The sequence below is a fragment of the Pedobacter sp. AC190 genome, assembly GCF_979258025.1.
This window is the reverse complement of sequence record NZ_OZ409824.1, coordinates 1,218,060-1,231,131: the sequence shown is the minus strand read 5'-3', so window position 1 is coordinate 1,231,131 and position 13,072 is coordinate 1,218,060. Positions and strand designations below refer to the sequence as shown.

The window sequence follows — 13,072 nt, the reverse complement described above, 5'->3', positions numbered from 1 at the left end:
TATTATTATTTTATTGATGACCGAAGAAACAATAAATAGCGATTGGAAAACCTATAAAGGCTATATAACCCAAGTATCAGCATAGAAATACCAGATACGGTTTACCCTTCTAAATTTAGCAGAGATTTTTTAAACTTCTTCCTCGGTAATTAAAGGTTCTAAATCTTTAAGTTCGTTATCGGTAAATAATCTAGAATCAATAAAAAAGCCAACATCCAGTGTCGATTCTAAAGAAAAACTTGCGGCTCTACCTTCCATCGCATCTAAGGTAAGTTGGGTGTGTTTCCAATACTCAAACTGATCGCCTGCCATATAAAACTTACAACCTTCTATTTCGCCGATACAAACATCATTCGAGCCAATTAGAAAACCACCTTTTTCGAAACAGTGCGGATAAGAGCCTTCGCAACAACCACCACTTTGATGAAACATTAATGGTCCGTATTCAGTCTGAAGTTTTTTTATAACCTCAGCTGCTTTTTCAGTTACTAATATTCTTTTAGTCATGTTTTTTAAATTTAAATATTTAAAGTAGGATATCACAATCGTGATATCCCTAATAAACCCAGACCTAAAAGAAACCTAATTTATTTTTATCGTAAGAAATTAACATGTTTTTAGTACTGCGATAATGGTCTAACATCATTTTATGATTCTCACGACCAAAGCCAGATTTTTTGTAACCACCGAACGGTGCATGTGCAGGATAAGCGTGGTATTGGTTAACCCAAACACGGCCCGCCTGAATCGCTCTTGGAACTTGATAAAGCTCGTGTGCATCTCTCGTCCAAACACCTGCACCTAAACCATACAGCGTATCATTTGCGATTTCTATTGCTTCATCAACAGTTTTAAAAGTAGTTACACAAACAACAGGCCCAAAAATTTCTTCCTGGAAAACCCTCATTTTGTTGTGCCCTTTTAAAATGGTTGGTTCGATATAATAGCCAGTAGATAAATCACCTTCCAGTTTATTTGCTTCGCCACCAACTAATACTTCTGCGCCTTCTTCTTTGCCTATTTTTAAGTAAGAAAGTATTTTTTGATACTGCTCGTTCGAAGTTTGTGCACCCATCATGCCTGTTCTATCCAACGGATGTAGGGTTTTAATAGCTTTAGTGCGCTCAATTACTTTAGCAATAAATTTATCGTAAATACTCTCCTGGATTAGTAAACGAGAAGGGCAAGTACAAATCTCTCCTTGATTTAAAGCAAACATTACAGCACCTTCTATGGCTTTGTCAAAAAATTCATCATCCGCATCGGCAACAGATTCAAAGAAAATATTCGGCGATTTACCGCCCAGTTCCATCGTAGAGGGAATAATATTTTCTGCTGCGTATTGCATAATTAATCTCCCCGATGTTGTACTTCCAGTAAAGGCAACTTTCGAAATTCTTGATGAAGTAGCTAAAGGCTTACCCACTTCGATACCATAGCCGTTAACAATATTTAGCACACCTGGAGGCAATAAATCGCCTATTAATTCCATTAAAATAATAATTGACACTGGAGTTTGCTCAGCGGGTTTTACAACGGTACAGCAGCCAGCAGCCAGGGCAGGTGCAATTTTCCAGGTTGCCATAAGTAAAGGAAAATTCCATGGTATAATTTGAGCCACTACACCGATTGGTTCGTGTAAAGCAATACTTACGGTATGCTCGTCATGTTCAGAGATACTTCCCTCATCGCCTCTTATTACGCCAGCAAAATACCTGAAGTGATCAACAACTAAAGGTAAGTCAGCAGCTAATGTTTCGCGGACAGCTTTTCCATTATCAATGGTTTCTACCGTAGCTAAATATTCTAAATTATCTTCGATTTTTTGAGCGATTTTTAATAAGATGTTACTGCGGTAAGTAGGTGCACTTTTGCTCCAGGTTTTGAAAGCCTCATGTGCGGCATCGAGCGCAAGCTCTACGTCTTCTTTGCTTGATCGGGCAGCTTTTGTGAATACTTTTCCATCGATAGGAGAAATGTTATCGAAGTAAACTCCCTTTACTGGCGCTACAAATTTACCGCCTATAAAATTATCGTAATGGGTTTTAAAGCTAGGTTTGCTTATTAAATTTTCCATGATTATGAGATTTGGTTAATACAAACCTAAGGCCAAAGGCCAGCCGATAGATAGTGAAATCGTAGCAAGTGATAGCATTATTGTTTCAGACTTTGTAACCTTGTCGAAATAGACTTATATTTGAATATCAAGTAAATAATCTAACCAGATTGATATGCAACATATATTAGATACCGTTAGCTTAAGCAAAACGGAAAGTTTACAAACGCTTGTTGAAAACAGAACATCTTATACTTTAGAACGCTGTGAATTAAACGTTTTTGAAACTTATACCCGCTCTTATATGGTTCCATTAACTTTTAACGATTTTGTAATTACAAGTATGCTAAGGGGAAAGAAGGTTATGCATTTGTTTGATAAGCAAGGTTTTGAATATAATCCAGGTCAAACCGTAATTGTTCCTGCATCGGTTACAATGAAAATAGATTTTCCAGAAGCAACAGATCAAAATCCAACACAATGCATTGCGTTAGCTATTGATCAGGATCAGATAAAAAAAACAATAAATTATTTAAACGAGTTTTTTCCGAAAGAAGGAACGGTAGATAAATGGGTGCTGAACTATGATCAATACCATTTTCAAAATAATCAGGAAATTGCCTATCTGATTAACAAGGTTGTTAAAATTTGTTCGGAGAAATCGGTTGAGAAAGATGTGCTAGCCGATTTAACATTAAAAGAATTGCTGGTTAGGATTATGCAGAGCCAGAATTTATATGCGTTGAATAATGCGCCCGATAATATTAACCAAAATCCAATGGCTTATATTATCGATTACATTAAATCAAATCTGAATGAAAAAATAAATATTGATGGTTTAACCGATAAGGCTTGTATGAGCCGTGCAACTTTTTATCGACTTTTTAAGAGAGAGCTGGGTATTAGTCCGAACGATTTTATTTTAACAGAAAAGATTAGCAAAGCCAAAGAATTGCTTGCAAACCCAGCAGCTAAAATTACTTCGGTGAGTTATGAACTTGGTTTTAGCGATGCCAATTATTTTATTCGAGCATTTAAAAAACTCGAAGGTATTACACCAGGAACTTATCAAGCTAAAATTCTAAGTTCTGTTTTACACTAATTCAAAAATTGAAATGTCTTTTTCTATTCCGTTAATAATGATAGAAATTTGGTGTTTGCCCAAGTAAAACTTTCTGGTTGTTATCAATACAAATTTCTGTTTACGGTTAACATTAATTTTCGTTCCTGGTGGATAAGGTCTTTCAGAAACTTTAAATACTTTTTTAGCAAGTTGGCCATTTTGTTTCATATAGTAAATGGCATATTCTAATCTTACTTTTTGCTCGGTTTCGTTTGTGTTTTCAATAGAAAAGGAAAACTCTAAATTCGCTCCGATTTTAACTTCTGGTGTTAAAACTTTAAAATCTGATAAATGAATTCCCTTATCATCTAAACCATAATGTTTTAAAATTTCTGCATGACCTTGTTTTAAAAGGGTTCGACTGCCATGTTTTACAATTGCATCGGTTTCTTTGCTCAATCCCGACCATCGGCTTGCTAGATCCAAAACTATTGAAGGGTGGTCTTTCGCAATATCGTTAATACTATTTGCTACACTTCTTCTTAAATATTCAGAGTCATCACACTTTAGGTTTTCTAATATTGGCAGTATTGATGATGGATCTTTCTTTAAAAGCGGAATTCCCATTGCCCAAGGTAAGCGTGGTCGGCTTCCTTCGCTGGCCAATCTCCTCACTTTGTGGTTTTCGTGTTTCGACCATTTCTGCATTTCGCTAATCATATCCAGTTCGTATTTTAAAATAAAAGGACGAACCGCGAACTCACAGCTGGTGAATTGTGTAGTGAATTCCAACGCCTTAACCGAATTTTCAAAATCGTTTAAACCATAGGTTTCGATGTAATCGGGAATGAACATATAAGGCAAAGAATCTTCGCCAATTCTTTCCATTCTTAACTGTGCAATTATTTTTTCAATCAGTTTTACGCTTTCTGCATAATCGGCAGGCATAAAATTATTTAAAACTCTTGTTGTATGCTTCATTCTTTCCTTTAGTTCCTTCGCATCAAATTCGGGAACATAAATTAGTCTGATGAATTTTTGTTCGTCAAAAGCAGGAATAGTTTTCCCTAAAACTGACGATAATTTGTCGTAAAATAAAGGAGAATAAAGGTCTTTTAGAAGGTAACTCATACATCAAAATTGAAACACAAATTAAATGATAATTTTTAGCGCTTAATAAAAAGCTTTTGCACATTTTGATTACGATTCAGATTACTGATATTTGCCTTATGCAGAACTTAAAAATAGGGTGGATTGGTCTTGGTAAAATGGGCATTCCAATGGCAGAACAATTAATTAACGCAGGATATGCACTTAGTGTTTACAACCGAAGTAAAGATAAAGAAGACAGTTTAAAGGCAAGAGGTGTAGAAGTTGCCTCAACGCCATCATCTTTATTAGCCGAATGCGATTTGGTATTTCTAATGGTGTCTGACGATGAAGCTGTAAAACAGATTTTTACTGCTGAAAATGGATTGTTTGCCAATGAATCTACAGGAAAAATCATCGTTAATATGAGTACGGTTTCGCCAGGTATTAGTAAAGAAATGGCCGCTTTGTGCGTAAGGAAAGGAAATGCTTATCTCGATGCGCCCGTATCAGGAAGTGTTAAGCAAGCTGAAACTGGCACATTGGTAATTATGGTTGGTGGTGAAGAAAATGCCTTTGAAAAAGTAAAACCTGTTTTTGAGAAATTAGGTAAGCTTTCGATGCGGGTAGGAGATAATGGCGCAGGAAATAGCGCAAAACTGGCAATAAACTCTTTATTGGCGTTGCATGCACAGGGTTTAGCCGAAACTGTTCTTTTTGCGCAGGCTAATCAAATTAATACCGAAGATTTATTAACCCTGATTGGTAACAGTGCAATAGGTAATATTTTTGGTAAAATTAAAGGCGACGCCATTGTTGCAGATAATTATTCAGCAGCATTTGCGCTTAAACATATTGTAAAAGATTTAAAATTAGCTAAAGCAGAAGGGCTTTCTGCCCCGTTGGCCAATGCGGCTTTAGCAACATTTCAAAATGCCGAAAATAAATATGGCAATGAAGATATTATAGCGGTTTTAAAAGCTTTAAAAGAAAAATAAGAGCATTTAACGACACATTTTAACAATACATCGATTCATTAGAAATTGCTAAGCATAAAGTTTTTTACTTAGTACTAGTAAATCGATGTATTATGAAAAATATGTTCGCAACACTTTTGTGTCATCACGAATATCAAGATGTTTTTTCAACTAAAATTATCAAATTTAGTATCTTAAAGTACGCTTATTTCAACAAGTATGTTTGCCTTAAATGTGGAAAAGAAAAGTATGTTCCTGCTAAGGAGCAAGAATTTTTTACACTTTAATACCAGCGATCGAAAGTTAGAATCTACATTTTCATTAATGCAGGGTATATTCTAAAGAAAATCTGACCGCCAATTGGGTTCTTTCCGTAAAGCGGGTTTAATGCATTGTTAGTGTTGTATAATGAAGCCTGAGCACCAAGAGCTCCTTTAAATTTTTTCAGATTTAATACGTCGTAATTTAAGCCGAGAGTTAATGCATTTACGCCAAAAAGGTTAGTGCCGTAAATATTCTCGTTTAAATTTAATTCCTCAGTCGATTTCTGAACCCATTCATACCGACTATAAGCCGAAAGTTTTTTTACGCGATAAGCTGCCTCGAGCAAAGCTGCATTTTCGCCTTCATGTCCTTTGGTTTTATTTAATCCCCACAAAACTGTAGCATTAAAATTTTGCTCATCGCCAAGCGGTAAGGCATAAATTGCCGAAGCAATGGTTCGCTCTACGTTTTCGTTTGAATGTAAACTTTCTGGGCTTTTAATCCATCCATGAGAAACCTGTAACGCCCAGTTTTTATTTGGATTATAAGATAATCGAGCAGAATAAGAATCAAATCTTGGTTTATCAAAGTCGAAACGGTTTTCATCAGGCTCTCTACCAGTAAATGATGAAGCTTCGACCTTAAATTTGTCATATCTGAAGCCAATGGTTGCCACGCCAAAGGTAATGTGTGTCCCGTCATTCCAGTGGTGCGAAATAGGTGCATCTGGATTAGCCAAAGCCGAAGGACGGTGCATAAAAGCTACCGAACCCAAAGCAGGCTCGCCTGGGTAACCTAGGTAGAAAGTAAGATCAGTTTTTTTAGAAAAGGAATAAGTATAGGCAACCGAAAGTTCGGAAAATAGATCATGAGGATGTTGTCGGTCGACCAAAGGATTTCCTTTCCAGCTTTCGCCAGTTTGAAAAAGTAGGGGATAACCGTTTCCGCCTTCAGTAAAACGATCTAAAGATAACATGGCGCCAAAATGAAATAGTCCTTTTTCGCCAACTTTACGTTGCCCCATAGCCATAAACCAGTTCGGGGCATCAAATTTTTCGCCACCTCTACTGCCTTTACTGCCGATATCCTGCTTGGTGTAACGTAATGCAACGTTTCCATGTAACATGTACATCCACTTTTTTGAATGAAGCATTAAGCCATACATCGGAGCAGCATCGGGCAACCACGAGGTGCCAGAACCATTTCTGCTCATAGGAAGATTTAAAGAGTAAGCATGACTCATCGGGGTGACCGTGTTCATGTTGTGCATCGAATGGTCTGTGCTTTTTATTGTGGTATCAGCTTTGCCTTTTAAGGTATCTTTTTGCGCAGACATGTGCATTTCATGTTGCGCTTTTGCTGTAAAAGAACCTACAAGAGATAAAAGCAATAATGATTTAAACGCCTTATTCATAATTTCAGTTTGTATGGGTAAATAAACTGACGCAAACTTCGAAGATATTAGGGTTTAAACTTTATACCATTTTAGTAAAGATTTATATAATTATAAAGGTGGTAATTTATAATCCCAAAAACTGCTGCGTAAAACCCATTTCCTAATCTGTTCATCATTTTTAAATTCATTTTGATGAAAGTTGTAACCAGCCTTATTTTGAATGTCAAGAAGTTTTTTCATCTCTTTAACTTCTTTGGGAATAGCTTTGCTTTTGATCGATTTTAGCGAAATCTTTAGAAGATAATAATATGGCCAGATTTTATCTTTCAAAACCTGTAACAATGATTTATTAACGGTATTTTGGGTAGAAGAAATTCTGAGATCGGTAAAAGAGTTAGCAACGCCTTCAAAATAGGATCTTTTTTCAAAGTAATCTAACGTTAATCTTTCTTTATTTACATAATGTTTAAGCAACAAATTAGGAACATAAATTGCTGTTAAATTACTTTCAACGGCTTTCATTGTAAGTCCTGTTTCACCATCTCCTTGGTATTTTTGTAACTTTGTTGGAAACGAATCGGGATGAAACCCTCCTAGTTTTAACACAGTTTCTTTTCGAACACAGAAATTTAAGCCAAACACCAAATTTGGATCGATAGTTAATTTTTGATCACCTAAATCTAACAAACTTAGCCAGAAACAATATTTTCCTTGGTTAATATAAACCCAAAAATAATCTAACCAGTAAGGAGGTGTAACTTCATATTCTGGCAAACATGGGCCAGTTGCAAAATGTACCTCTGAGTCTGTGCTAAAAACATCAAAAACTCCCTGAATGTATTTATCGTTTAATTCGACATCATCGTCCAAAAAGCAAAGAATTTTTCCTGTTGATAATTCAATTCCTTTGTGGCGACCAGTTAATAAACCAGGCTCATCATCGTAAAAATAAATTAAATTATTTACAGACTCATTAAATGATTCGCATACTTTTTTTGTAGAATCGGTTGAGCCATTATCAACAACAATAACTTCGAAATCGGTATCTGTAATTTGCCTTTCAATACTTAGTAAAGTTCGGGCAAGCATAGTTGCCCTATTTAAAGTTGGGATTATGAGCGATATTTTCACAAGAGATTAATTTTGATATAGTAGATGATTTTGCTCTAAATATAGGTCAATTATCTAATAATGTGCAAGCTGTAAAAAAAAATAATCATAATATTTGTTTCGTACGAAAACTATCGTACCTTTGGTTCATGAAAAGTATTAAATCCGAAAATAATTTGCCCGAACCAACTAAAGCCGAACTGGAAATTCTACAGGTTTTATGGGAATTCGGACCATCTACTGTTCGCTTCGTTAATGACAAATTAAACGAGCAACGTGAGGTAAATTATACTTCTACCTTAAAACAAATGCAAATCCTTACTGAAAAAGGAATTTTAAAACGCGACGAAAGCCAGATGAAACACATCTATATACCAGTAGAAGCCGAGTCGAAAACTAAAGATCAATTACTTGATAGGTTTGTTAACACGCTTTACAAAGGATCGGCCTCATCCTTAGTAATGCAATTATTGGGTAACCAAAAAACTTCGAAAGAAGATATTGAAGAAATAAAAAGATTACTAGATAAGCTAGAAAATTAAAAATATAAATCCTTAAACGTACCACATTATGGAATTTAATTTAACAAGATTTTTGCCTTCAAACTGGCTTCATGCTTTCGGGGCAACCTTATTTCACTCATTATGGCTGGGTATATTGTTATCGCTATTAGTTGCGGTAATTATGTTTTCTACCCGTAAAGCAGCTGCTTCATTAAGATATAATCTATTAACTGGTAGTTTACTTTTATTCGTTATAGCAACAACAGTTATTTTTTGTAAATCTTTAGGGCTTCAGGATGGTGCAACAGATACAAACTTAATTGTAGCAACTGCCAATGTGCCTGCCCAAATATCTCCATCGGTAGCTGTTTTGCAAGATAACATGCTTTCGGGCGTAAATAATTTATTAGCAGTTTGGAATACCTACGCAGCGCAAATTGTACTGGTTTGGTTTTTAATAATCTGCGCTAAAAGCATTCAACTTTTTGTTGGCCTAAATGGTGTTTATCATCTCCGTAGTACTAAAGTATATGCGGCAGGTAACCGATGGGATGAAAAAATAGGTGTACTGGCAAACAGGATGGGTGTTAAACAAACCGTAAGCTTACTGCAATCAGGTATTGCTCAGGTGCCAATGGCAGTTGGGTACATTAAGCCGCTGGTTTTAATTCCTTTGGGTTTGTTAAATGGTTTATCCGATTCGGAGGTTGAAGCCATTCTTTGCCACGAACTGGCACATATCAAACGAAGAGATTACCTTATAAACTTACTCCAGAGCTTTATCGAAATTGTGTTCTTTTTCAATCCAGCGGTGTTATGGGTTTCAAAATTAATTAGAAATGAACGAGAAAACTGTTGCGATGATTTAGCCGTTTTGCATATGGATGATAAAAGGAATTATGTAAAAGCTCTAATTACCTGTCAGGAATTTCAGTTAAACGCACCAAGATTTGCAATGGCTATAACGGGGAAAAAAAACCATCTTTTTCAGCGCATCAGCCGTATGTTATTCGATACTAAAACCACTTTAAATAAAATGGAAAAAACAATATTAACTATCGCACTGGTATCTGTTGTAATAGGTTCTGCCGCATTTAAAAACGTTACTGAATCAAATAGAAAACCTATTTCAATTACGTCAGCCATATTACAAGAACAAAACTTTCAGGATACACTAAAAAAGAAGGCGGCGATACAAAAAGCCAAAAAAGAAAAAAGTGTAGCCAAAAAAGATGTTAATATAGATCAGCTAAGCATGGAGGATGAGATAAATTTAAAGCAAGAGCAACAAGCTAATGCAATTAAGGCTGAAATGGATGCTAAAGAACAAGACGAGAGGTATAAGCAAGAACAAAAAAGATACGATGCTGATCAGAAACGCTATAACGCTGAACAGGTTAGATACAAAAACGAACAAAAGCGATATAACGCTGAACAGAAACGTTATGATTTAGAGGCTAAAAAATATCAGGCAGAATCTGATAAATATCAACAGCAATCAAAACGGTATAATGCAAACGAAAACTATAGTAACGACGCCAATAGGAATTTTAATACTCTTCCACCAACAACACCTATTCCACCTGTACCTTTAAGTCCTGTAACCGCAACACCAATGGATCCAATAACGCCGATAACGCCTGTTATTCCAATTAATGCATCTTTGACAGTTTTAAATCCTGTTCATGTAGCGCTACCGCCTGCCATATCTATTCCAAAATCTAATAATCAAAATCGAAGCAATTCCAAAACTACAAGTAAAACAGGTACACAAAGAACGGTTGAATCGGTAACCAGTACCGATGCCGACGAGCATGATTATAAAAATATTATTAAAGATTTGCTTAAAGATGGAATTATCAAAAATGATAAAAAACTATCTTACAAACTCGATAAAAACAGTTTAATAATCAACGATGTCAGGCAAAACGAAAGCTATCATCAAAAGTATAAAAACAAATATTTGCAAAGAGAGAATACTGCTTTACTTTACAAGTATGAAACCAATTCGAACTAAGTAAAGCTGGCTTAATCTAAAATTCTTTCTCGCATTTATGAAATCAAAAAAACTGGCTTTTTTAGCCTTATGGATATGTATTGCCTTTAATTTCGCTCAGGCACAGCAGCCTGGAACAAAAATTTACGGTCGCATTTTAGATCATGCTACCAATAAATTAGAATTTGCCACAGTTGCCCTTTATAACTCTAAAGATTCCACTCTGCTAAAAACAACTTTTAGCGAAGCTGATGGAAGCTTTAGTTTCAATGGAATTAATTATGGCAAATACCAGTTGCGTATTTCATCAATGGGTTATTCGGTTTATAGAAGTCAGCTTATCGATTTGAGTGCTTCAAATTCTGAAGTAAATTTGAACGATATTAAGCTTATTGGAACGGAAACAAATCTAAATGAAGTTAATGTAAGTGGTAAAAAAGCTTTCGTGGAGCAAAAAATCGATAGAATGGTGGTTAATGTTGATGCACTTATATCGAATGCAGGAACCACGGCTTTAGATGTGCTTTCTAAATCGCCAGGTGTAAATGTCGATCAAAATGGAGCAATTAGTCTTAAGGGTAAAAGTGGTGTAAATATATTTATTGATGATAAACCAACTTATCTTTCAGGTTCAGATTTAGAAAGCTACCTGCGTTCGCTCCCATCTTCCTCATTAGAACAAATTGAATTGATGACAAATCCTCCTGCCAAATATGATGCAGCTGGAAACGCGGGTGTAATTAATATTAAAACCAAAAAGAATAAAGTAGCAGGCTTTAATGGCGGGATTAACCTAAGCATTAACCAGGGCCAGTTAACGCGCTCGAATAACAGCGCCAATTTTAACTACCGCAAAAACAAAATAAATGTATTTGGTAATTTAAGCTACAACCTTAACAACAGCTTTACCGATTTAGATTTAAACCGAACGTATAAAAATGCCGATAATTCGCCTAAATATTTCTTTAACCAAAACTCCTATTTCAGAAGGCATGGAAATACCTTTAATGCCAAAGCAGGTGTAGATTTTTATCAAAATGAAAAAACAACCTGGGGTTTTGTATTTACTGGCATGAGCCGTGTTTCAGAACAGGTAAATAATAATACCAGTAATTTGCTAAATGCCGTAAAGCAACCCGATTCTATAATTAAAGCTATAAATACCGATAACATCAACTATAAAAATGCGGCCTTTAATTTAAATTACAGGCATAAATTTGGAAAAGAAGCTGGAGATATTACATTCGATGCCGATTATTTAACCTATAAAAATCAAACCGATCAACATTATTTTAACTATAGCTATTTTCCGAATATGCAGCTTAAGTCGCAGGATTTACTGACAGGCGATTTACCTTCGAATATTGATATTTATACTGCTAAAACTGATTATACAAAACCGATTAACAAATTTTGGAAACTCGAAGCGGGATTAAAAACCAGTTATACCAAAACCAATAATGGAGCAAATTACCTTTATACGGCAAACAATAAAACTGTTGTCGATTACGATAAAACCAACCAGTTTGTATATAAGGAAAACATAAACGCCGCTTATATCAATATGAGCATGGAAGGTAAAAAACTATCTTTACAGGCGGGGCTAAGGTTCGAAACTACAGTTTCCGACGGGCACCAACTTGGCAATTTAGTTAAACCCGATTCTGCTTTTAAACGAACTTATAATGGCTTCTTTCCCACCGTTTATCTTTCTTATAAATTAGATACTGCTGCTAACAATCAAGTTGGTTTAAATTATGGCCGCCGTATAGATAGACCTTATTATCAGGATTTAAACCCATTTTATTCTCCGTTAGATAAGTTTACTTATTATGTTGGTAATCCATTTTTGCGACCTGCCTTTACCCAAAGTGTAGAGCTTTCTCATACTTTTAAAAGTAAAGTTACCACAATACTTGGCTACAGCTGGATAAATGATGATGTAAGCGAAACCATTGAAATAATTAACGGAACTTATTATAGCAGGCCTGCTAATATTGGTAAGGGAACTGTTAAAAATATTTCTGTAAATGCCGATTTAAACTTAAGCAAATGGTTAAGCACGCATATATACATGGAGTTTGCTAGCATTGTATCTAAAACTGATTTTTACACTGGTTACCTCGTTACCCGCGGAAGTTATTTCCGAACCAACCCAAATCTTCAGTTTAAAATAAGTCCAACCTGGAATGCCGAAGCTAATTTTCGCTACCAAACTAAATTCTCTAGTGTGCAATTTCTAATTGGAGAAGTACACGAGTTCGGCGCAGCCGTACAGAAAAAACTATCACCAAAAAGCACCTTAAAACTATCGGCTTCTGATATTTTTCGCAATAGGGTATTTGTTGGCGTGATTAATAATCTTGCGGCAACCGAAGCAAATTGGACAAACCGCCAAGATTCGAGAAGTTTTATTTTAAGCTATAGCTATCGTTTTGGTAAAGCTTTTTCTACTCCTGCAAAACACGAGTCTTCTGGTGCCGATGCAGAGAAGAATAGAGTGAAGAATTAAATATTTGTTGATCTTCACTGTTTGCATAATTGCTTAAGTTATTCAATTCAATCTAGAACAAGTATTTCTTCTATTCTAGATTGAATTGAATTTGAAGCATAATTTT

10 protein-coding genes are annotated in these 13,072 nt (G+C 35.4%); 5 read left to right on the top strand and 5 right to left on the bottom strand.

The annotated features are described in order from the left end of the window. Positions 1-129: 129 nt before the first annotated feature. Complete coding sequence (locus ACZZZI_RS05355) at positions 130-507, bottom strand: DUF779 domain-containing protein (protein WP_344765316.1); 378 nt, start codon at positions 505-507, stop codon at positions 130-132. A gap of 64 nt (positions 508-571) precedes the next feature. Continuing rightward, a complete protein-coding gene (locus ACZZZI_RS05350; protein ID WP_344765314.1) occupies positions 572-2,077 on the bottom strand; it encodes an aldehyde dehydrogenase family protein in 1,506 nt (501 codons plus the stop codon). A 154-nt stretch (positions 2,078-2,231) separates the two neighbouring features. Here ACZZZI_RS05350 and ACZZZI_RS05345 point away from each other — a divergent pair, with 154 nt between their 5' ends. Continuing rightward, positions 2,232-3,158, top strand: a complete 927-nt coding sequence (locus ACZZZI_RS05345; protein WP_344765312.1) for an AraC family transcriptional regulator — start codon at positions 2,232-2,234, stop codon at positions 3,156-3,158. Here the strand turns inward: ACZZZI_RS05345 and ACZZZI_RS05340 are convergent. Further along, positions 3,150-4,250 carry a DNA alkylation repair protein gene (locus tag ACZZZI_RS05340; RefSeq protein WP_463488873.1) on the bottom strand — a complete coding sequence of 367 codons (1,101 nt, stop codon included), beginning with the start codon at positions 4,248-4,250 and terminating at the stop codon, positions 3,150-3,152. The two genes, ACZZZI_RS05345 and ACZZZI_RS05340, sit on opposite strands and share 9 nt — an antisense overlap. 98 nt (positions 4,251-4,348) lie before the next feature. On the opposite strand from ACZZZI_RS05340, the gene ACZZZI_RS05335 reads away from it, so the two are divergent. Continuing rightward, positions 4,349-5,206 (top strand): NAD(P)-dependent oxidoreductase, encoded by an 858-nt coding sequence (locus ACZZZI_RS05335; RefSeq protein WP_424059701.1) that lies wholly within the window; start codon positions 4,349-4,351, stop codon positions 5,204-5,206. Positions 5,207-5,495: 289 nt separating this feature from the next. Here the strand turns inward: ACZZZI_RS05335 and ACZZZI_RS05330 are convergent, their stop codons facing one another. Next, complete coding sequence (locus ACZZZI_RS05330) at positions 5,496-6,863, bottom strand: hypothetical protein (protein ID WP_316763262.1); 1,368 nt, start codon at positions 6,861-6,863, stop codon at positions 5,496-5,498. Between the two features lie 90 nt (positions 6,864-6,953). Next, positions 6,954-7,976 (bottom strand): glycosyltransferase family 2 protein, encoded by a 1,023-nt coding sequence (locus ACZZZI_RS05325; RefSeq protein WP_463488872.1) that lies wholly within the window; start codon positions 7,974-7,976, stop codon positions 6,954-6,956. 128 nt (positions 7,977-8,104) lie between these two features. Here ACZZZI_RS05325 and ACZZZI_RS05320 point away from each other — a divergent pair, with 128 nt between their 5' ends. From ACZZZI_RS05320 to ACZZZI_RS05310, 3 genes are read left to right on the top strand one after another with little or no spacing between them, the layout of a single operon-like run. Continuing rightward, the gene (locus ACZZZI_RS05320; RefSeq protein WP_316763256.1) at positions 8,105-8,497 is read left to right on the top strand and encodes a BlaI/MecI/CopY family transcriptional regulator; all 393 of its coding nucleotides are present in this window, start codon (positions 8,105-8,107) and stop codon (positions 8,495-8,497) included. A 28-nt stretch (positions 8,498-8,525) separates the two neighbouring features. Next, a complete protein-coding gene (locus tag ACZZZI_RS05315; RefSeq protein WP_463488871.1) occupies positions 8,526-10,475 on the top strand; it encodes a M56 family metallopeptidase in 1,950 nt (649 codons plus the stop codon). A gap of 37 nt (positions 10,476-10,512) precedes the next feature. Then, on the top strand, positions 10,513-12,966 hold the full coding sequence (locus tag ACZZZI_RS05310) for a TonB-dependent receptor (RefSeq protein ID WP_463488870.1): 2,454 nt from the start codon (positions 10,513-10,515) through the stop codon (positions 12,964-12,966). Positions 12,967-13,072 lie beyond the last annotated feature (106 nt).